This is a genomic window from Paenibacillus paridis (assembly GCF_006345825.1).
In the GTDB taxonomy this organism is placed as follows: Bacteria; Bacillota; Bacilli; order Paenibacillales; family Paenibacillaceae; genus Pristimantibacillus; species Pristimantibacillus paridis.
In genome coordinates this window covers 439,974-461,523 of sequence record NZ_VCIX01000091.1, presented here as the reverse complement: position 1 = coordinate 461,523, position 21,550 = coordinate 439,974, and the positions used below count along the sequence as shown (strand labels likewise).

The window sequence follows — 21,550 nt, the reverse complement described above, 5'->3', positions numbered from 1 at the left end:
TCAGTCTCCCTCAGATAAAATCATTCCATCAACACTTGTATTAAACTCTCTCCATTGCTCGTCCTTCGATGAAATAATAAGGTCATCTTTAAGAGGCCATTCAATTCCAATTGCTTTATCGTTCCATCGAATTCCAGCTTCATGAGAAGGAGTGTAATACTCACTAACCATATAATGAATACTCGTGTTATTAGTAAGCGTCTGATATCCGTGTGCAAAGCCTTTCGGTACATATAAAGATAAGTTGTTTTCCGCAGATAAAGTTATTCCAAACCATTTTCCAAAGGTGGGGCTTTCACGATTAAGATCTACGATAACGTCGTAAATAGCACCTTGAAAACAAGAAACAATCTTATCTTCGCTAAAAGGAGGGACCTGAAAATGCATTCCTCTGATCGTACCATGATGACGGTTAAATGCCATATTGGTTTGAACAACATCAAAAAATATTCCATGATTCTCTAACGTTTTTTTACAGAAACTCCTAGAAAAATGACCTCGGCTGTCCTTAATGGGCTCCATTTCTATTATCGCTGCCCGATGCAAAAGTATAGGTTGAACTAACATATGCATTCTCCTTATACCTTGAAAATTATTTAAAAAGCTTATAGATAAGCCTTACATATTAGTAATATATAATAATACCAACATTCATTTTTCACATATTAGATAAATAACTGCACATTTATCTGTTGAGCAATACTTTAAGCATTTCCTTTATAAAAGTCTCCAAATTCTCTGTAGGCTCAATAATAGGATTCTTGATTAGACTAGTGAACTCAAAATCTACTATTTGATCATTCCCTTCTGGACGAATAATTTGTACTGGCAGACGAAATATTTCTTTTGCAACTTTCTGTACTAACTTAGCGTATTGCAAAACGCTTAATGTTTCGTTTCCATAGGCATGATATATATGTTCCGTAGGTCTCTGCTCCAATATCCATAATATTTTCTTGCATACGTCAGATACACTTACAAAATTTCGAAGCTGATTACCAGGAGTCAGGAGCGTTATTGTATTGCTCTCTACAGCTTCTTTACAGAATAAAAAAGGAACTAAATTCCAACGTTTAAACTTTTCAAGATTCATTGGAACACCAAAAAGATTTGATGGCCTGACTATCCAACCGTTAACCTGTTTAGTTCGGTCAAACATCTGGACGGTTTGCTCAGCGGTATAATGAGCCAATCCATAGTCGTTGCGTGGAGCAACTGAAATATTCTCAGTCAATCTCCCTTCTTGTGTGCCAAAAACGTGAAAGCTGGATAAGTATATAAAATTTCCAATACTGTTGCTTTTGCAAAAATCAAGTGCAGCGTGTATCCCTGTTGCATTTTCTGATAATGCTCGATAAGGATTAGTTTTGTAAAGCGTTTCATTAGGAGAAACCATATGTAACATGGCGTCGATTCCACTTTTCTTCAACAATGCTATTTCAATTGGATTTGAAAAATCCATTCTGAAATCCCCACACTCATTTCTTGTTGCAGTTATAACCTTATAGTTATGCTTTCTTAACATCTGAGTCATATGAAGCGCTATATATCCATCAGCACCACTAATCAATACAGTTTTTATTCTCATAACTTTCTCCATTACGTGGAATCGGAACATTGAAAAATGACTGCGCCCAAGGTTGGTCTTTTAGCTGTATCTCGTGTTTCCCAGTATCAATATGCCTATAATATAATGAACCACTACTCAAGTTTGTATTTCGTAATAACGCCTGATTTCCGATGGTCGTATGGTCACCAACAATGCAATTCCCTACAATCGTTGACTGCGGGGCCATAGCTACCCCTTTACCTAAAACAGGATAAACGCCTTTTACTGCCCCAACTGTACATCCTTGACAACACACAAAAAAATCATTATAGGATGCCTTTCCCAATACCACACCTCCACCATGAAGTATTAGAAAGATGTTAGGCATCTCCGCATCATACATGCATATTACGCCGTTTAAAGTCTTATTTAAATTAAAGAGTTTGGAGGCAAGTTCTATGTCCTCAAATTCGCGCCATACTGAATTAGACAAAAACCATAAGAACAACGAATATTGATCAGAATGAAGATGAGAAAAAAATGTTGTACCTTCGTTATGGTATGCTTTTAATGCCACATGCTTAAAACAATATTCCGTACGTTCCAAAGCCTGTTGAAAAGACTTGGTGAATCTTTCATCCTTGGGAGACAATCGGTTGTCTGGATAAAAATGACCTAACTGATTAAAAATATAGGTCTGTAAATCATCTGCTGGTAGGGACAGTTTAAACATAGTCATCTCCTTGAAATAATGTCTTCTTTTGCAAAATCTAAATATCTAGATATCACTCTGCCCATACTTTCCATGGCGCTTTTTTGTTTTCCCAAAGCTCATCGAGCATAATTTTTTCCCTAATAGTATCCATTGGCCGCCAAAATCCATCATGCTGGTAAACATTAAGTTCGCCATCTCGAGCTAAATTTTGTAAAGGCTCCTGTTCAAGAATTGTTGTTTCTTTATCTTGTATATAGTTAAAAACTTGAGGCTCACAAACCATAAATCCCCCATTTATCCAGCCGCCGTCTCCCTTAACTTTTTCAGTAAAACCTGTTACCCTGTCTCCGTCCAATTCTAGACGTCCAAACCTTCCATCGGGCTGCACAGCAGTTATAGTTGCATGCTTACCACCTTCTTTATGACGTTGAATAAGTTGGTTAATGTTAATATCTGCCAAACCATCTCCATACGTAAGCATGAATGGATTATTCCCGATATATGGTTCGATTCGCTTAATGCGACTACCAGTCATAGTGTTAAGACCTGTCTCTACCAAAGTCACTTTCCATGGTTCCACCATATTTTGATGAACTTCCACGGCGTTTCCAGAAGTAAAATCATATGTGACCGCTTCAGACATATGTCTATAATAATTTGCAAAATACTCCTTAATAACATAACCTTTGTAACCTAAACAAATAATAAATTCGTGATAACCGTAATAGGAGTAGGTCTTCATTATATGCCATAAAATTGGGGCATCACCAATATCAATCATAGGTTTCGGTTTTAGATGCGATTCTTCACTTATTCGTGTCCCCCTGCCACCAGCCAATATGACAACCTTCATGTCTGCTCACTTCCCCGTCTGATTTTATTTAACCATATATCCTAATCATTAGAAGATTTTAAAATATTTTAATCCTTAATTACATAATTGCTATTTTCAATTATTTATATTCTTAATAAATAGCGATAAATATTAATATTCAATATGTCTGTGGGTTATAGATTTTTTGTAAATAACATCTAGTAATTCTGAAGTCTTTGTAATGAAGGCTTATAATCATATTCAATTGCTTTTTTATAGCATTCTATTGCCTTAGTTGTTTGACCTGTTACTTCGTAGAATACACCTAGATTATGTAGTGCTGAAAAGCTACCAGTACCCATTACGCTATCATACTTATCCGTTTCACCAATTTGCAAACACTTTTGGTAACAGATTTCAATTTCCGGTAATAGATGTACATACTTATTGGTATTCTTCATAATAATCTCTAAATAATATAAAGCCGATGCAAATTGATAATCAGCGAAATCGCTTAAGCGATTATTTTCATCGTTTATCACCTGTAATATCTCATCCAATTCGCCGCTAGCCATTCCAGCATAAATATAATCAACAATAGTATTAGGATAGTAACTAGTTGTCTTATCTATATAAGAATATGCTTGTTTCAAGTGATGATACGATAGTTCATGTTTTTCCAACCCTCTGTATTCTTTAGCTATTTGGTAATGATAGTACGCTTCTTGAGGTGCTACTTTAATTTCATGTAACAAAAGTGGAATATTCCGCTCTGAACGGGATTGATTGTAGTATCCATCGTGCTGTACCTCAACTGAAAGCTTAACTCGGGGCAGGCTCGAATCAATCTGTTCGTGTATTTTTCCTTTATAACGTAAATTTCTTGGAAAAAGACGAGAAATGAACGTTTGTGCAAAAGAGTCTCCCGCCTTATCCTTAAACTTGTCTATTCTCTTAACTCTCCCTATTGTATTGTTATTATTATTAATAAAATTATGTATCTCATCAGCAGATTCATTAGATAAATATTCATCCGAATCTAATACTAGATTCCAATCACTTGTTGCTTGTTCTAAAGCATAATTTCTAGCATCGGAAAAACTATCATTCCATTCATAATCATAAATCTTTGCACCAAATGAAGTAGCAATTTCTTTCGTTGTATCTTTTGAACCAGTATCAACGACAATAATTTCATCAACTAAGTTCTTTATACTTTCTAAACAACGTCCAAGTACCTTCTCTTCATTTCGGACTATCATTACTATAGATAGTGTTTTCATAACTTACTCCTTGTACAATTATCGATGTGCTAAAAGGTTTTAAGCTATAAAACGCAAGTATTTCAAGTGCTATCCTCCTTTGTCTATAAGTGTTTATGTTTATTATCGTCATATTCAGATAAATACTGTAGGATTTTATACTGCTAATATCTGCATGTAATAATTACTGATATAATGTCGATATATGAAGTATATTCATCGTGTTCATTACCACGTATTGTAAAGGAGATATTATGGGTAAATTACTTTCTATCTGTATGATAGTAAAAGATGAACAGGAGGTTTTAGAACGCTGTCTAAAAAGTATAAGCACTCTAGCAGATGAGATAATTATCATAGATACCGGCTCCACCGACCGTACAAAAGAAATAGCAAAACAATATACGGAGCATGTGTATGATTTTAAATGGTGTAATGACTTTTCTGCAGCTCGTAACGAAAGTTTAAAATATGCGACATCCAAATGGGTATTAGTGCTTGATGCAGATGAATATATTGAGATCAAAGAAGTACCTTCTATTCGAGAATTTTTACAAGAAGAAACACCTTTATCGAATACTATTTATGTAGTCTCTGTATTCAGCTTTCTTGGGGAAAACATTCGTAAGGGGAAAATCACTGAGGGTGCTGTAGGTAGATTAATCCCAAACCATTTCGGTATACGATTTGATAGACCAATTCATGAACAGTTCCGCTCCCAAGAAGGTCTTCCTCTCTTTTCTAAAAAGGCTGCTATAAATATTTTTCATACCGGCTATTTAGATGAAACTATGAGTACGAAAGATAAATCTTCTAGAAACAAACAAATATTTAATCAATTAAAAAGTAAATCCGGATTTACATCCTATGATTATTTTACAATCGGAAATGAATATTCTATGCAAAATGATTTTAAGAAAGCATTATATTATTACGAAAAAGCCTATAAAAAAACAGACCCATCAACCATTTGGCATTATCTATGCGTATTTGAAATAATCAATAACTATTTAAGATTAGATCGAGTAAATGAAGCATGGGAGTTACTCGAAAAAGAAAATAGAGACAAACATCACTATCCTGACTACCATTGTATGAAAGGCATCATTTACGAGTTTTTAGGTTTATTCGAGCTAGCAAAACAATCCTTTAAGACTGCAATAACTAAATCTGAAGCGTTAGCTACCAAAGAACCTATATTTTGGTTAGTAAACCCAGCTTTCGCATTGGAAATACCACTAACGAAGCTAGTCACTATTTCAATGACAGAGCACAATGTTCAGGAAACGACCTACTACTTAACAAAAAAAGTTCAAAGTGATCCCACAGATTATGCTTCGTTAGTTCAATTATTAGAATTAACGCTAAATTATCAAGACGACGTAGCCGTTAAAAAATTTATTGAATTATTATTCCCTAACGCCAAACTAGAAGATTACTATTTATTATTCAAAGTCTTCCTAACACTTGGACAGCTTGATTTAGCTTCAACCTATTACAACTTAGTTCCAAATAAAGATTTATTTTCGCTTCACGATACTCTTCGGTTTGCAATATTATGTGAGAAAAAAGTCATGTTTGAAGAGATTCTCAAAGAACGTAAGATCAAGCTAGTAGATAAAGATGTACTTCATGTGCTTGCACTTGCTAATTTAATCTGGAATATTGAGATTGATACTTCATTGTTAATAGATAAAGATGACGATCCGCTGCGTACAAATAATCAATTTTATCAAGAGCTGATTAGTAAAAAGTTCACTAATGAATGGATTGAACTAAACCAAGCTCAATTATTCCAGTTAATCACAGACTTATTCCAATTAGGACAGTATGATATATTCGATACTTACATCACTAAATTTACTAATCCGAGTATGATTGATTTATTAGCTAACTACTTCTATTCTAAGCATAAGTATGATATTGCCATTAGCTATTATAATAACCTACTTAATTCAAACGAATTGTCTTTTCTGAGTTATATAAATTTAGCTTCTATTCATGTAAATGATGAACTTTATGAGGATGCCATTCCATTTTACGAAGAGGCCATTAAGATATCACCCAACTCTAGACACCTATATATTCAATTGTTAATTCACTGTAAAGATCAAGATATTAAAAAACAATATTGGAAACAACTATTTGATCGCTTCCCTCAATACCGTAAACTTTCTTTTTTACAATCGCTTTTCTAAAACAAACAAACCGCCGGAGTAAAATCCGACGGTTTGTTTGTTTACACGATAATAAATTAAAATTAAAAATACTTTATTCTTTCTTATCAAAAAAATAACTGTCCCCTGCGTACATTTTTTCATAAGTCTTTTTCTGAATCCGAATCTTTGCAATTTTATTAAGTCCTTCAGCAGCCTCATCTTTCAGTGCCGTCATGCGAGAGAGAATAAGATCGTCTTCCTTTCGAATTTGCTGAAGGAGACTTTGTTCTACCTCAGAGATAATACTCTTTGCATTTAGAGATTCTATAGCATCATCTCGAAGTTGTACTAGGGATAACAATTCTTCAATATTAGTATTATCAATTCGTTGAGCAATCTTTAATGTTAATTTGTGTAGTGTTTCTAACTGTAGCGTCATTTATTTTACTCCAGATTCAATTCTAGTTTCTGATGATACAGGTCCTTTTATGACTTGCTTCCACACATCTCTAAGTTCTACCAGATGAGCGACGACATCGTGTGCCATTACTTCATTTTTCTTCATATTTGATTCAATTAATTGATAAAGCAAATATTCATAAATTTGTAGTAGATCCTTAGAAATTTCGTAATCGTAGTTTAAGGCAGCAATCAGTTCATGAATAATCGCCTGGGCTTTCTTTAGACTTGTATTAGCCTTCTCATAATTGCGAGTTTGAATGCCCTCAATTCCAGCCTTTGTAAAACGAATGGCACCTTCATAAAGCATAATGATAAGCTGTCCACCATTCGCAGTTTGAACGGAAGACTGTTGATATATTTGATATGGCGAATTAATCATGCTGAATCACTCCTTAACTTACCTACTATAATTTTGAAATGGCAGAAGATTGGCTATTAAAATTGTTAATTGCTTTTTCCATAGCGGAAAACTGTTTGTAATATGTTGTCTCGAGACTGTTAAGTCTCGCCAACATTAGTGATTCTTTCGACTTCATATCTCTTATTCGATCACCAATTAATGAACTTTCAAGAAAGCTAGCATTAGCATCTGAACTAGACATAGATGTACCCGCAATTTTAGATAGATCAGTTAAAGTAGTTAAAGATGTGTCCATCATCTTTCTAAATACTCCAGTTGTACTATCTGAGAACAATGCAGTGACCTCGTCTGGATTCGACTCTAACGCTTTAAGTAACTTTTCCTCATCTAGAACGAGCTTGCCTTTTTCCGTATAGCTAGCCGTTGTTATGCCCACTGACAAGCGCTGGCCCCCACCAAGATCTGCTCCACCAATTAAAGAAGTTACTATATTCCTTAAATCAGAAACGTATTTGGACAGAGTCGAATCACCACGTAATGCTCCACTTTTCGCCTTTACTTCCCATTGTTCGACTTCTTTATCCGAAAGCGCTGCCTTCTCATCACTTGTCAATGGTAAATAAGTTCGGTTTTTTTCTTCACTCAGTTCACCGTTAATCAGTCCGAGCAAGTTATTGTATTCCGATACAAAGGACTTTATTGTATCCATAATTTTACTCGTGTCTTTTTCTACTGATATTGTAGTATCTACGGTTGATTTTGCCTTGACAGTGAAATCAACTCCATTTACAACAAAACGGTTTGAATCTTGAATATATTCCATACCATTAATAATAACTCTCGCTTCCACACCTTCTACATTTCCAGGGTTATTCGTAGGTACAAGAGGGCCAGATGATATAATTAGTTTATCCTTGCCTGTCTCAGTTGCAGTAATTGATAATTCACCCGTATTGGCGTTGTACAGCGCAGTCGCCTTTGTCTTGCTCATGTTTGCATTTATTGCAGCAGCCAGATCTGCACCCGTTGAAGCCGAGGCCTCTAGTGTAATCGGTTCACCATTAATTGTTATCGTAGTCGCTCCCAAACTTCCTTGTCCCACAGTATATATTTCTCTAGCACTAGTAGCAACACGATCCACATTTACCGTCATTATACCAGCAGCAGTTGAAGATGTCGTATTCATTTTAATCGCACTCGTATCTCCAGCAATCTGTGAAGTTTTAGCATTAATTGCATTAGAAAGGTTATAATTTGAAAGCTTATTGTTTCTGAAATCTACAATTTTCGAACTAATTGATCGATAATCATCCCGTTGCCACTCGACTTGAGTTCTCTTTTTAATCATGGTGTCATATGAGGATTTGCGAGCTTTCATCAACTCTTTGACCATTGAATCCACATCAAGACCAGATGCTAATCCGGATATTCTCATTCTTAGATACCTCCTGTTACGCCTTTTTGTCTAATACCATGCCCGTAAGCTCAATAAGTCTAGCTGCTGCTTCAACAAGTTTCTCTTCTGGAAATTGTCTAATAATCTCTCCACTTTGCTTGTCTCTTATTTTATATATAACCTGCTTCGTAACATCATGTATGGAACGATCAATTGTTGTTTCGGGGGATTTAATTGCAGATAAAATTTTATCAATACTTTTTCTAACAAATTCTTCCGTTACAGTTACCCCGCCCATATCATCCCTATTAACGGGTTTTGCAACAGGATCCGTTCCTATTTCTTTTCTCGGTCCGATGTTTGATTTCGCCTCAGAAGTGAATGCAGCCGTAGTGTTTACAGATGAGATATTTATCATCCTATGCCCACCCCTACAATTATTATTTAATTATATTATCGGACATTGATGCCCGGTTTATTAGATGCTATTGCTATTTAAATAGAAAAGAGGCGCTTGGTAAACACCAAGGCCTCTTCCCTTTGAAACAAATTAACGAAGTAAGGACAATACGCCTTGTGGTTGCGAGTTGGCTTGAGCCAGCATAGCTTGAGACGCTTGAAGAAGAATGTTGTCCTTTGTAAGTTTGACCATTTCGGAAGCCATATCTGTATCGCGAATACGGGATTCGGAAGCAGTAAGGTTCTCAACAGTCGTTCCAAGGTTGTTTGAAGTGTATTCCAAACGGTTTTGAACAGCACCAAGCTTAGCACGTTCAGTGGAAACAGCTGAAATAGCTGTTTCAACAGCAGTAAGTGTAGAAGCAGATGTCAGTGAAGCAAAGCTCGCAGTAGTGATGGAGTTAATAGCGATTTGTTGAAGTGAATCATCCGATTGAATCGTAGCTCCACCTGTGATCGCCATACCATTGAACTTCGTATCCGTCATAATTTTGCCGATTTGTGTTCCAAGTTGACCTAGCTCAACATCAATGTTAGCTGTATCTCCTGTGGAATAAGTACCGTTCAATTTTTGAACGTTAAGCTCTTTCATACGAGTAAGCATGGAACTAACTTCGTTCATTGCACCCTCAGCTGTTTGTACAAACGATACTCCGTCTTGTACGTTCTTTTGAGCTTGCTCAAGACCACGAATTTGGCCACGCATTTTTTCAGAGACTGCAAGACCAGCAGCATCGTCAGCTGCACGGTTGATGCGAAGACCTGAAGATAGTTTTTCCATTGATTTACCGGCAGCGGCGTTGTTAAGGCCCATGTTACGGTGAGTGTTCAAAGCAGTAATGTTGTGATTAATACGCATTGTTATTTCCTCCCTGAAATGGTTATTTAGTCCCACATCCATGTGGTAAGCTTAATTCGGTTTCCCTTATTAGCTCTAAATATATTATCGGTATAATTAGGGAAATGTTTATAGCCTTTTCATTTTTTTTTTATTTGTTTAAATTGATTCATTAGTTCCGTTGCTGTGATGCTAGATTTTTCTGCATTTTGATTCATATGCTCAACAGAAACATAGAGCTCCTTGCGCAAAATCCCAACTTCTGAGGGGGCTTTGATTCCAATCTTAACAGTATCGCCTATTATTTCTAAGATGCTAAATTCAATATCTTCTCCAACGAGTACAGCTTCGCCCTTCTTCCTAGATAATACGAGCATGTTACTCTCCTCCTGCCGATAGATGCTTACCAAACAAAGCTTCGTGAATCGAATAAGCCCCATTCGGGAATATATACTGGATGCCTATACGATCGACTGTATTTATTATGACAGGAGCTGCTAGGTTTATAGTCGCTGAGGCGAGATCACCGTGTACATTCACTATATTATAAACTTGAATCTGGTCATTTCTGCTAATATTCATTTCACTCTTCAACTGCTCAGGCAGATCAAATTCATATTCTTTAAAAAAATCAAACGGTGAAACGATAATGAAGGCCAGAGAGCCTTCCTCAATGGATTGTAAATATTGGAATGGACTATCCTCTATTGTAACAATCGTATAGCGCTCGTAATCTTTAAATCCCGGAATTCCGCCAGTAAAGGAAATAATTTGTTCTTCTTCAATATCCAATAAACCAAATCTGCTTGTTTCAATTACCATCTCATTCACGCTCCAAAGATTGTATTAATAGAAGAAGCTATAGCATCGTTACCGATTCCATAGCTTCAGAATTTATGACCATTCTCGTATACTAAATGCAACATACAGACTAGGTTACCTTAAGAAATCAACCAATGATCTACTGATAACCTTAGCACCAACAGATAAAGAAGCTTCATAAATTGTCTGACTTGTTGTAGAATCAATAAGCACTTGCTCCAAGTCTGCATCTTCTACTTTGGACTGCATATCCGTAAGACTGAGGTTAAAATCAGCTAATCTAGCTTGCATCAACTCAACACGATTCGTTTTAGCACCTATTTGAGCTCGTGCATTTAGCATCGTATCATAACTATTTTCAATATTTTTAATTTCAGCAGATACGCCACTATAGTCCCCATTGATTAAAGCTGACGTAATACGGTCGAGTACCGCAAACACATTATTAGTTGAATTGGCATCCCCAAAAACTTGATTACCAGTCAAGCTAATCCCCACTGTTACATTTGTTCCAAGTGCGTAATTGACCTGACCGCTATCCGTCTGCACCGTTTTAGCATCAAAAAGAGGATCAGTCGTATCATAAGGAATTTTGTTGAAAGTTTCTCCATTAAAAATGTACTTTCCATTCATTTTGCTGTTGGCAATATCGACAAGTTGCGTTTTGAGCTCTGATATTTCACTTTGAATCGCATTAAGTGCCTCTTGTGGATTAGTACCATTCGCCGCTTTTGTGGCAAGCTCCTTTAACCGCTGCATAACATCACCCGCTTGACTAATGACTGAATCTGAAAAATCCAACCACGAGAGAGCCTGGTCTGTATTTTTTTGGAATTGCTCGTTTGCAGCCAGCTCTGAGCGGTAACGAAGCGAGTATGTGATCCCAACGGGATCATCAGAAGCTTTATTCAGTTTAAGTCCCGAAGAGGATTGTTGCTGAATTCCGGACATTGTATTCAGGTTCTTATTTATGTTTCGGGTAAGCTGCGAATGCATCATACCTTGCGTAATGCGAAGAGCCATTGCCGTTACCTCCTATTTTAAACTGTTTGTAACTGGTCATTATTGAATGCTTTCAATATCATTAACGGCCGACCGTTCCTGTTCCGTTAATCAATTTATCCAACATTTCGTCAAAAGCCGTCATAAAACGTGCAGAGGCGGTATAAGCATATTGATATTTGATCATGTCTGACATTTCCTCATCCAATGACACGCCGCTAATCGACATTCTGCTGCCATCCACTTGAGCCAGCTGAGCTTCTGCATTCGCATTTTCACGAGTAGCAGCTTGGCTTTTCACACCGAGTGCTCCTACAACAGCGCTATAGAAGTCGCCAATAGTAGCACTCTTCACAGTACCTCCAGATGCTGTTTCGTCGAAGGAAAACTTTGTATCCGACAACTGTGACATGAGCAAAGCCATACTATTATTTCCTGCTATTACGGTTGTAACACCATTAATAGTCGTTGTCCGCATAGAAGATGCGATGTTATTTGAGTTCGTTGCAATATCTTTATTTAACTGAATGCTTGCAGCGGTAATGGTGGTTGCGCCATCCTTTATCGTGAAAATATCTCCACCAGCAGTTGCCGGATCAGATAAAGTGTATCCTAACTTGTGCAAACCATTTATACCTTTTACTATCATCTTCTGCTCTGCTGCCGTTGGAACTGTCGTCCCTGGAAGAACCGAGCCTGCTGGAATCGTTACCTCAAACTCACCGTTTGCGATCGTGTTAGCCAGTGTATCTAACTGTTTAACAAATTCCTCTACGTTATCCAGCGAGACAAACATACCGTGTATTTTTCCGCCTGTTAACGTTCCAGATGCGTATGCATTCTCCAATGAAGCAGGGGTCAGTTCGTTCGATTGCCCGCCTTCTACAAGAGGAGCCCCGCCCATCGTTATAGAGTAACCATCATTAGTTTCCGTTACCTTTATATTGACAAGCTTAGATAGCTGATCCGTAAGCAGATCACGCTGATCGCGTAAATCATTTGCGTGATCGCCAAGCATTTCAATCTTTTTGATCTGGTCATTAAGAGCCGCTATTGAACTCGTTATCGAATTAGCTGTCGCAGCTGTTGTGTTAATGGTTGTATTGATATCCGAATCGAGGTCTGCCAACTGCCCGCTTAAACCATTAAATGTATCCGTTAGCGCTTGCGTCCTCTCGATTAAGATCTCACGAGCTGTTACATTCTCGGGATCCTTGCTTAGATCAGACCATGCGCTCCAAAATTGTGAAAGAACCGTACGGATACTCGTATTGGAAGGCTCATTCACAAATGATTCAAGCTTACTTAGTGTATCGGCTTGAATTTCCGTACTTCCTGATATGTCTGATTGATTACGATACTGCTCATCCAAAAATGCATCACGGATACGTGTAATAGAAGTGTACTCCACACCAGTACCCAATTGTCCCGGAGCCGTTGATTTAGACATGCCATAGGCTTCAATTGGTCTTGTCGCTACCATCGTAACCTTTTGCCTTGTATAACCTTCAGTATTGGCATTGGAGATATTATGGCTTAATGTGTTTAAAGCAACTTGCTGGGTAATTAAGCTTCGCTTTGATGTTTCTAGTGAATGAAACGTTGAGGTCACCGTTTTCCCTCCTAATTATGCTCTGTTATCAAATATTCGATTACTACGATTTCCCGATAGCTGTTTCATTGGATGCTGATAAACGAGTTCTTCATTGGGATCTTCGACCATTAAGTCAATTGAGAAATTTATGAAATCAAGTGATTGCTTAACTAGCTGCTGATTTAAATCGTTGACATGCTTCAATTCCTTAAGCACTTTCGTTAAAGTCTCATGCAGGTGCATAAGATGTTGTTTATCTTCCGCGTTACTGACTAACTTAACTAAATCCGATAATATTCCACTGCGGTTCCGAAAACCATTGTCAATGAAATAGCGGGCGGTCATTAAAATTCTGCTTTGCTCCAGACTCTCAGCCTGAGCAGTCAACAGTTTTTCTTTCTGTGTGACACTATTCAGCTGGACGATACTATTTTGCATAATAAGCGCTTTCTTACTCACTTCCAGCTCAAGAAGCTGCTCATACAGCTTAAGCTGCTGCTCAAGTGTCGCCACAATATGGGAGATAGACATGCCGCTTCACCCGTTCCTATTCCGATTGGTTGTTTTTAAGATACGGAAGAAGCTTCTCGGCAATCTTGCCAGCTTCTACATGATAGGTACCCGATGCTACCGAGCTTTTAAGCTGCTCGATTTGCTGAGTTCTCTCCGCACTAGTCATTTGACTCGTTGTAAGCATTTCTTTGGCGGCTGCGGATATTTGGACCTCGTCCTTCTGACGAGCCTTGCTCGTTCCGCTGACGCGCGCTTCATTTTGCTTCTGGTAAGAATTTAACCTGTTTATCTGATTCGTCTCATTTATTTTCATTTTATCCACCTCATTATTTACAAGAACTAAAAAAGCCGATTACCTTTACAAGTATTATCGGCTTCAGTCAAGTGATTTTTTATAGTCAATAGAATATTAGCAAGAAATCAATTATTTATCCTTGTATCTTTCGAGTCCTTTGTATACGCCAGTTGCTTTATCGAAACCTCTTAGCTGCTCTTTTCTTGCTAAATCATCAAACATGTGTTTCTTATCCTTCTCAATACGATGACGGCAGTTATCGCAAAGGTTGTGCTCGCGGATGAGCGAGCCACAGGATTCACAAGGATAAGACATATTAGGAGCGTTCATAATGGAAATCCGGCCTTCGCGGATGAATTTAGTAATCTGCTTGATAGATACGCCGGTAGCATCAGAAACCTCAGTAATAATCGAACCCTTGAATTCACGTAAGTAGTTTGCGCAAAGCTCGTACTCTTTATCAATGTCACGTATACATGTAGGACACACATCTCTAAAATTTTTGGCAAATAGCTTTCCGCAGCGAGGACAATTGTCTAAATTCATCGCGCTGAGCCCCCTTTTTCGTTCAATCTAATAATCTGTTATTTCCATTCTAATCGATAGTGTTAACTTTTTCACTACCTATCTATCTAAACATCTTCTACATCATCAATGCGTTAGGAGCGAGCCCATGTTAATACATAGATCTCCAGAGGAGCTTGTGCTTGTTGTTTTAATACCTGGGCGCAAGCCTCTGCCGTGCTTCCTGTTGTATATATATCGTCAATTAGCAGGATTCTTATGAATTCGCTAACTTTATGCGACTTTTCCGAAGAAGCGGAAGACAATATTCGAATCGTATTAAGCCCCACCTCATTGAAGCTAAAAAGAGCTTTCGTATCCCGCATTCTCTCCGAGCGCGACTTGAAGCTTTGCTTCTCGGAGTGTCTGGCCCGCAGCAGCACATGTACAAGAGGCAGACGGTAATGCGCAGCCAAGTGGCTCGCCAGCTGCTCCGCTTGATTAAAACCCCGCTCTCTTGCCCGCTCTGTGCTTACTGGCACATACGTGATGGCATCCCAGTAGTCGGCGGGGTTTCTCATGGCAGCTTTTCTTTTTGCCGCGGTACTAACTTCTAGGGGCAATTCAGCGGTCATAGCTTCAAAAACCGGAAACAGCATATCGCCTAGCAACGGCGCTAATTGCTCGTTTCCACGATATTTATAAAGAGCGAGCATCGCCTTCATAGCTGGGTTATAGCGAACCGCGCTGCGGTTGCATACGAACGTACGCTGCGGACTGCGAATGCAGTCATCGCAAGGGATGCCTCGCCCGCAGCGACTGCACGCGATGCGGGTAAGCCAGGGGATTGCGGAGAGGCACGCTCCACAAAGGGACTGCCGAAGCTGGAAAGTCAGCTTCGCTTGGCCCGCAGTGGCCGCGCTGCGGGCCGAATCATGCGGTTTGCCGCATAGCAGGCAAACCGCTGATCGTGGAGCGAGCAGCTGCGCGGCTGTGGCGAATGCGGCCGGAAGGCGCTGGAGCCAGCTGAGAGGCGAGGCCTTCATTTGGCCGAGCCTCCTTTGCTTGTGGGGAGCAGGAAGCCCTGCTTGCGAGCCATGCGGTTCATTGTTTGGATGTGTCGCACGGCTGAGAGCTGTGCGCGGTTGCGCTCTCGGCTGCAAAAATACACCTGTCCGAACGGATCATCCGCTGAGCGCCCCGCTCTACCTGCCATTTGGACTAAGGAGGCCTCGTCAAATAAACCGCCATCTGCGTCGAGGATATAGACATCGCTCTTCGGAATGGTGACGCCTCTTTCTAGAATTGTCGTCGTAACTAGCACCCTGATTTCGCGTGATCGAAACCGTTTCACCTTGTCCGTACGCTCTGCATCCTGCGAAGATGTTGCCTCTACAAAAGAGTGCTGTAATCGATTGCGCAGCATAGCCGCCATTGGCTCGGTCTGGGCAATTTTCTGCACAAAAACGAACAGCTGGGCACCGCGTTTCAGGGACCCCAGCATCGCCGCCTGCAGCTTGACAGGCAACTTCCGCTGCTGAAGCATTTGCAAAACCGTCGGCGTTTGATATAACTTCGGAACGGGCAGCGGATGGCGATGATACCGCACCGGTACCCTCGCATGCTGGAGCTTGCCGCGCCGCGCCGCGCGCTGCAGCTCGCTTGGCGGCGTGGCAGACAGCAACAGCCTTGCAGCCCCGGGTGCGCAGCTCTTGTCCGCTGCGTAATGAAGAATTTTGTCTCCCACAAAAGGAAAAGCGTCGAGCTCATCTACGATAACCAAATCGAAGCCTCGGTAAAAACGAAGCAGTTGATGAGTGGTAGCAAGCGTAATATCCCCGCTCTCCCAGCGCTGTTCGCTGCCGCCGTAAAGGGTAACGACTGAAGCATCTGGAAAAGCTTTTCGGATCCGCGGGTCCAACTCAATGACAACATCGCGGCGCGGCGTAGCAATGAGCGCCCTTCCGCCCCGGAGCAGCACCGATTCCACCAGCGGAAATATCATTTCCGTCTTTCCCGCTCCCGTAACCGCCCATAGCAGAAAATCCCTTGCTACTGAAGCCTCATCCCAGTTGGTTTGCACGGGTTTCGGAGCCTGTTCTTCCACAAAGTTTAGTGCCTTCGCCGCCGCAGCGCTCTGCGCTGGGCTAAGCCCCCATTTGACTAGACGCTGCTCTACTGAAGACTGAAGCACCGGCGGACGGCTCTCTACTTGCAAGCTGCGCTGCCCGGTCACGAGCAGCTCGCACTCCCGGCTCCGCCCCATCCCAATGCACGCCGTACAATAGGCGCACTCCCGCCCGCACGCGGCACATGCCGTGCGGTGCAGCAGCGCCTCACCGCTCCCGCAGCGCTGGCACCTGCGCTCGCGCCTGCGGCGCCTCCAAGCGTCCGGTCGCCCGCCAGCACCGGCGGCGACCGATCCGCCAAGGCGGACCCGCCCGAGCAGCGCGGCCAGCTGGAGCACTCCGCTCCAGCCTGCCGCGGCGCCGGGACCGGCCGCCCTGAGGAGCAGGGCGTGCGCCTCGCTTCGCAATAGCGCACGTCCCTGCATCACATCTGCGGCAAGCAGCGTCCATGCCGCAAGCTCCTCAAGCCCTCTATCGAACTGCTGGTCTCCCGCTTCCTCTCGATTTGCCCTCATCCCTCCTGGCATATGACCTGCCAACTGATCCTCTCTCCTACTCCCGCCTCTAGCCTTATGCCCCTGAGTCAACCACAATTCGCCTAACGACAGCAAGCTCTCCTTACTCGTCTCCAATTCACGCAAGCGCGGCCCACTTCGCTGCCACCACCTTTGGTTAGTGGTTTCGACAACGTTAGCCGCCTCTCGTCTAGCTTCCTCGGAGCAAGCCAGCAACAGCCTAATGGCTTGGAGTAGACCTTTGTCTCCAGCATAAGCAGGTCTGCTGCCTTGTTCGTTCTCCCTACTCCTCTTGCTAGCCGTGCCCCAAAGCTCAACAACGCGACAGGCATCGCCAAGCGGGAGCTCCTCTTTCATCAACCAACCGGTACCGGCAAGCTTGCCATTCAAATTTCCATAATGCCCGTAGCTCCCTACTAGCCAGTAATGCTTGTCTACCTCCGAATTAATCGTCAGCCGAGCTTCCCATTCCCCGCCCAACTCCACGATATACACTTGAGCCTTCATGTACGCTCACTCCCCTTCAGCATTTCAACACCAGCATGTTAATTGGAGCTCTTGCCATAACCGCGAAGGACAGCGAGGGTGACACTTTTTTGGTTCGATCCCAAACAAAAAAGACACACCCAACAACGCAGCCTGCGTTATGGAGTGTGCCTCACCCTGAATATTGAATTACCAAAATTATATCTTAAAATGGCATCTTCGACAAATCCGTTGGATTTTGCAAATCAACGAGCACCGCATGGTCTGCCTGCGACACAATGCCTTCAGCCTGAAGCATCCACAGCAGCTGCGTCCCGTCTACCTCTGCTGTGTGAGAGCGCTTACCATCCTTCTTCGTCGCCTCCGGTATTAGCTCCTCTTGATGTACATTGACCTCTCTGCCGCCCCTCGCCAGGCGTTCAACGATCGCGCGCGTTTCCTCCGTGACTCCCCGATCCAAGATGGTTAAACGAACATTCCGGCCCATCCGCTTCGAAAAAGAAAACAACGAGCGTGCATGCCATTCGATATTTTTATGGCTAACGTTGGCAATCAACACATAATGCTTGCTGCTTTGCTGTTTTTTCCGCCAGATGCGATAAGCCAGATGCACCGACAATGCAGCCAGAACATAGCAGCCGATGACTAAAATCAGAAGCTCAAACATAGCGGCCACCTCCTCTTTGTGACACTATATGCCGCAAAGAGCCCATCGGTTACGCTATCCGTGGACAAGACGACAAAATGTGCAGAATACACTCGGGAATGCCCGCATAGATTTAAAATTAATAGTCAAATTACGACAAAGAAACACCCTTGAGCAATTTACAATATATGTTATCATCTTACTACATCCTTGCAATCCGTACGTTTGCGAGCAGATAGGACGGGGAGAAGGTGGACATCAAACATCTTGAACAGCTAGGGAAGCGATGATATATAATCTGCAATTTGGACACTTGGATTATATGGAGCGAGTAGTGTAACCGGCCCTCTTAGAACCACACACCTAATCTAAGAGGAGAGTGTATCATGCGTGATTTTAAAAAGCGGATTTCATTAAGCTTGGCATTTCTATTATTGTTTTCATTGGCGCTCGGATCTCTCGCCACAGCAGAAGCTTTAAATACCGGCGGATCTGCCGGTACCGAACCTCCCATAGAAAACAGCTGTCCCGAGTACTCTTCCAACCGCGATTTTGTTATTGCAAACCATTCCAATATCGTAGTCAATGGCGACGGTACCGCAACAGCAACCTTTCAAACCACACAAGACTGCGTAAGAGTCAGCTTCTCTTCCTATGAAGCCGCACCCGATTGGATCGCCGGCCCTAATGATCTAACCATCCCTTATAACAAGCAAACTCATTTTGACGGTCAGTCTATTGTTTATTCAAAGGCCGGAACCCATACCGTCACCATTAATATTCCCAAGTGCCTTCCTTATCAATTGGATATTTACAGCGGATTGCTGCTCATTAACCTAGGCACTGGCGCACATGGGGATAAGATTAAAGCATGGAAGCTGAAGCTTCAGAATACCTGCACAGGTAACATAGTAATTAACAAACATTTAAACAATGTAGAAGGCGCGCCGCATGCAGGCATTACCTTTGAACTTTGGAAAGACGGCAAGTTCGTCCAAAGCGGAGTTACGGGAAGCAATGGCGTTTTGCAATTTAATAATCTTCCTATTGGTACTTATACGCTGAAGGAGCTCACTCTAGACGGCTTCACTACCGACTTAAACGTAGAGGAACGGATACCAGTTACAGTGGATTCATCCGCACTCAAAATCGTGATTAACACGCCTAAGCTAAAACTAGCTAACGCTTGCTCTGCAGATCCGAATATAGCTCGAACTTGGATTGTAAGCAACGAAAGCAACATTGACGTTCCGTATACTTGGCAAATTCCGAATACCACCCAAATAGGCGCAGGCAGCATACCTGCGAAAGCCTCCGTCACCATTACAACAAATGCTGTTCCAGGTTCCAACACCTTGAATGTATACTGGAGCAATGCGAAGGAGCTTACTCTAGTAAGCGAGGGAGAGGCTTGCCCAACGCCTACACCTACAACTACANGGAGCAATGCGAAGGAGCTTACTCTAGTAAGCGAGGGAGAGGCTTGCCCAACGCCTACACCTACAACTACACCATCTGCTACTCCTTCACCTACACCAGAGATTACGCCTACGGTTCCGCCATCTACTTCACCATCACCTTCACCTGAGACTACACCTACAGTACCGCCATCTGCTTCACCATCACCATCACCTGAGACTACTCCTACGGTTCCGCCATCTGCTACTCCGTCACCGTCACCTGAGACTACGCCTACAGCACCGCCATCTGCTACACCTACACCAGAGAATACGCCTACTTCAACGCCTAACAACACACCAGGCACAACACCACCATCTACGCCACCAGTTACTTCATCACCAACACCAACGACCACCGCTACGCCTGTAGCATCGCCGACGGCTCCGCCTTCCGATCCTCCATCGGCTGAGCCAACAACAATTGTTGAAATCGACGATGAAGATACTCCGATCGGCGGCGTCAATGCTGGAACCGATGATGAAATCGATACCGTTATTGACTCTGAGGATGACCAGGTTCCACTGGCAACACTGCCTAAAACAGGAGATACCAGTCCAATTACTTACTATCTTCTCGGTGCCTTTGCCATATCAGCCGGATTCCTCACGCTGCGTAAGCAAAGAAAACAAAGGTAAGGCCATTTAGCCGAATAAACTTCTATCCTCTCCGAAGCTGCGACTGCAGCTTCGGATTTTGTTTTGGCACCTGCCGCTTTAGCTCTGATGACGTACAAAAAATCCCGTATCAACCGATACGGGATTTTTGTAATATGTATCCTACAACTCTCAAATACGCTTTATGTTGCGTTCATTGCTTAAGTGCTTTTGGCGAAAATGCTTTACAATGTCACCCAACCATATTTAATCGACTGAATAACAGCCTGCGTGCGATCATCGACTTCCATTTTTTGCAAAATGCTGCTGACATGGTTTTTAACCGTTTTTTCGCTAATAAACAAAAACTCTCCGATAAGCTTATTGCTTTTGCCTTCAGCCATCAGCCTTAGCACCTCTGCCTCGCGGCGAGTCAGCGGGCTTTCATCACCAGCTACAAACTTAACGCCTGGCTCTTGAGCGGCTGCAGCTCCTGATACAATTCCCATCTCATCAAGGTAAGTCATCCGGCGCAGCTGATTGATCAGCTTGCCCGTCACTTTCGGATGGATATAGGCATGGCCTTGAACAACTGAACGAATCGCGTTGATCAGCGACTCCGCTTCCATATCCTTCAGCAAGTAGCCGGTGGCCCCTTTGCGAAGCGTCTCGAACACGTAGCTCTCATCGTCATGAATAGATAAAATGATAACCTTCACATCAGGAAATAAGCTCTTCAGACGCTCTGTCGTTACGACGCCGTTCTCGATCGGCATATTAATATCCATCAAAACGATTTCTGGAATCGTATGATTGCAAAATTCCATCACTTGAATGCCGTCTCCGCATTCGCCGATGACTTCAAGATCGTCTTCCATATTCAGAATCCGTTTGAGTCCTTCGCGAAATAGCTGGTGGTCATCCGCAAGTAAAATTTTGATTGTATTCACATTGCTTGCAGGTTTCTGGATCATC

Annotated in this window: 23 protein-coding genes and 1 riboswitch; of the genes, 2 read left to right on the top strand and 21 right to left on the bottom strand. The window is 41.8% G+C overall.

Going from position 1 to position 21,550, the window contains the following annotated elements; all coding sequences use genetic code 11:
* The 5 genes from rfbC to FJQ58_RS22100 all read right to left on the bottom strand — a co-directional run bounded on the left by rfbC (window position 1) and on the right by FJQ58_RS22100 (window position 4,361).
* A complete protein-coding gene (rfbC, locus tag FJQ58_RS22120; RefSeq protein WP_139996973.1) occupies window positions 1-567 on the bottom strand; it encodes a dTDP-4-dehydrorhamnose 3,5-epimerase in 567 nt (188 codons plus the stop codon).
* A gap of 118 nt (window positions 568-685) precedes the next feature.
* Window positions 686-1,588 carry an NAD-dependent epimerase/dehydratase family protein gene (locus FJQ58_RS22115; RefSeq protein WP_162341675.1) on the bottom strand — a complete coding sequence of 301 codons (903 nt, stop codon included), beginning with the start codon at window positions 1,586-1,588 and terminating at the stop codon, window positions 686-688.
* On the bottom strand, window positions 1,563-2,282 hold the full coding sequence (locus FJQ58_RS22110) for an LbetaH domain-containing protein (RefSeq protein ID WP_139996971.1): 720 nt from the start codon (window positions 2,280-2,282) through the stop codon (window positions 1,563-1,565). Before FJQ58_RS22110 ends, FJQ58_RS22115 begins: the two co-directional genes overlap by 26 nt.
* Before the next feature lie 52 nt (window positions 2,283-2,334).
* On the bottom strand, window positions 2,335-3,117 hold the full coding sequence (rfbF, locus tag FJQ58_RS22105; RefSeq protein ID WP_139996970.1) for a glucose-1-phosphate cytidylyltransferase: 783 nt from the start codon (window positions 3,115-3,117) through the stop codon (window positions 2,335-2,337).
* 179 nt (window positions 3,118-3,296) lie between these two features.
* Complete coding sequence (locus tag FJQ58_RS22100; RefSeq protein ID WP_139996969.1) at window positions 3,297-4,361, bottom strand: glycosyltransferase; 1,065 nt, start codon at window positions 4,359-4,361, stop codon at window positions 3,297-3,299.
* 233 nt (window positions 4,362-4,594) lie between these two features.
* Here FJQ58_RS22100 and FJQ58_RS22095 point away from each other — a divergent pair, with 233 nt between their 5' ends.
* Window positions 4,595-6,538, top strand: a complete 1,944-nt coding sequence (locus FJQ58_RS22095) for a tetratricopeptide repeat-containing glycosyltransferase family 2 protein (protein ID WP_139996968.1) — start codon at window positions 4,595-4,597, stop codon at window positions 6,536-6,538.
* A gap of 73 nt (window positions 6,539-6,611) precedes the next feature.
* On the opposite strand, the gene fliT is transcribed toward FJQ58_RS22095, so the two are convergent.
* The 15 genes from fliT to FJQ58_RS22020 all read right to left on the bottom strand — a co-directional run bounded on the left by fliT (window position 6,612) and on the right by FJQ58_RS22020 (window position 18,542).
* Complete coding sequence (fliT, locus tag FJQ58_RS22090; protein ID WP_139996967.1) at window positions 6,612-6,938, bottom strand: flagellar protein FliT; 327 nt, start codon at window positions 6,936-6,938, stop codon at window positions 6,612-6,614.
* Window positions 6,939-7,340 carry a flagellar export chaperone FliS gene (gene fliS, locus FJQ58_RS22085; RefSeq protein WP_139996966.1) on the bottom strand — a complete coding sequence of 134 codons (402 nt, stop codon included), beginning with the start codon at window positions 7,338-7,340 and terminating at the stop codon, window positions 6,939-6,941.
* A gap of 25 nt (window positions 7,341-7,365) precedes the next feature.
* Complete coding sequence (fliD, locus tag FJQ58_RS22080; RefSeq protein ID WP_139996965.1) at window positions 7,366-8,757, bottom strand: flagellar filament capping protein FliD; 1,392 nt, start codon at window positions 8,755-8,757, stop codon at window positions 7,366-7,368.
* Between the two features lie 16 nt (window positions 8,758-8,773).
* Entirely contained in the window at window positions 8,774-9,136 is a 363-nt protein-coding gene (locus tag FJQ58_RS22075; RefSeq protein ID WP_139996964.1) for a flagellar protein FlaG, read from the bottom strand.
* 132 nt (window positions 9,137-9,268) lie between these two features.
* Window positions 9,269-10,036 carry a flagellin N-terminal helical domain-containing protein gene (locus tag FJQ58_RS22070; RefSeq protein WP_139996963.1) on the bottom strand — a complete coding sequence of 256 codons (768 nt, stop codon included), beginning with the start codon at window positions 10,034-10,036 and terminating at the stop codon, window positions 9,269-9,271.
* Between the two features lie 119 nt (window positions 10,037-10,155).
* Entirely contained in the window at window positions 10,156-10,392 is a 237-nt protein-coding gene (gene csrA / locus FJQ58_RS22065; protein WP_139996962.1) for a carbon storage regulator CsrA, read from the bottom strand.
* Between the two features lies 1 nt (window position 10,393).
* On the bottom strand, window positions 10,394-10,837 hold the full coding sequence (fliW, locus tag FJQ58_RS22060; RefSeq protein ID WP_139996961.1) for a flagellar assembly protein FliW: 444 nt from the start codon (window positions 10,835-10,837) through the stop codon (window positions 10,394-10,396).
* Between the two features lie 114 nt (window positions 10,838-10,951).
* Window positions 10,952-11,860, bottom strand: a complete 909-nt coding sequence (flgL, locus tag FJQ58_RS22055; RefSeq protein WP_139996960.1) for a flagellar hook-associated protein FlgL — start codon at window positions 11,858-11,860, stop codon at window positions 10,952-10,954.
* Between the two features lie 61 nt (window positions 11,861-11,921).
* Complete coding sequence (flgK, locus tag FJQ58_RS22050; RefSeq protein WP_139996959.1) at window positions 11,922-13,451, bottom strand: flagellar hook-associated protein FlgK; 1,530 nt, start codon at window positions 13,449-13,451, stop codon at window positions 11,922-11,924.
* Window positions 13,452-13,466: 15 nt separating this feature from the next.
* A complete protein-coding gene (locus tag FJQ58_RS22045; RefSeq protein ID WP_139996958.1) occupies window positions 13,467-13,964 on the bottom strand; it encodes a flagellar protein FlgN in 498 nt (165 codons plus the stop codon).
* Window positions 13,965-13,980: 16 nt separating this feature from the next.
* Entirely contained in the window at window positions 13,981-14,259 is a 279-nt protein-coding gene (flgM, locus tag FJQ58_RS22040) for a flagellar biosynthesis anti-sigma factor FlgM (RefSeq protein ID WP_139996957.1), read from the bottom strand.
* A gap of 111 nt (window positions 14,260-14,370) precedes the next feature.
* Complete coding sequence (locus FJQ58_RS22035; protein ID WP_139996956.1) at window positions 14,371-14,787, bottom strand: TIGR03826 family flagellar region protein; 417 nt, start codon at window positions 14,785-14,787, stop codon at window positions 14,371-14,373.
* Window positions 14,788-14,900: 113 nt separating this feature from the next.
* The gene (locus FJQ58_RS22030) at window positions 14,901-15,791 is read right to left on the bottom strand and encodes a ComF family protein (RefSeq protein WP_139996955.1); all 891 of its coding nucleotides are present in this window, start codon (window positions 15,789-15,791) and stop codon (window positions 14,901-14,903) included.
* Window positions 15,788-17,896, bottom strand: coding sequence for an ATP-dependent helicase ComFA (locus tag FJQ58_RS22025; RefSeq protein WP_139996954.1), 2,109 nt, complete (start codon window positions 17,894-17,896; stop codon window positions 15,788-15,790). Before FJQ58_RS22025 ends, FJQ58_RS22030 begins: the two co-directional genes overlap by 4 nt.
* A 184-nt stretch (window positions 17,897-18,080) precedes the next feature.
* Window positions 18,081-18,542: a hypothetical protein gene (locus FJQ58_RS22020; protein ID WP_139996953.1), complete on the bottom strand. Its 462-nt coding sequence runs from the start codon at window positions 18,540-18,542 to the stop codon at window positions 18,081-18,083.
* 249 nt (window positions 18,543-18,791) lie between these two features.
* A riboswitch (cyclic di-GMP riboswitch) is annotated at window positions 18,792-18,876 on the top strand.
* Window positions 18,877-18,907: 31 nt separating this feature from the next.
* Here FJQ58_RS22020 and FJQ58_RS22015 point away from each other — a divergent pair.
* Window positions 18,908-20,617 carry a SpaA isopeptide-forming pilin-related protein gene (locus FJQ58_RS22015; protein ID WP_139996952.1) on the top strand — a complete coding sequence of 570 codons (1,710 nt, stop codon included), beginning with the start codon at window positions 18,908-18,910 and terminating at the stop codon, window positions 20,615-20,617.
* A gap of 203 nt (window positions 20,618-20,820) precedes the next feature.
* Here the strand turns inward: FJQ58_RS22015 and FJQ58_RS22010 are convergent, their stop codons facing one another.
* Complete coding sequence (locus tag FJQ58_RS22010) at window positions 20,821-21,549, bottom strand: response regulator (RefSeq protein WP_139997030.1); 729 nt, start codon at window positions 21,547-21,549, stop codon at window positions 20,821-20,823.
* Window position 21,550: the final 1 nt, after the last annotated feature.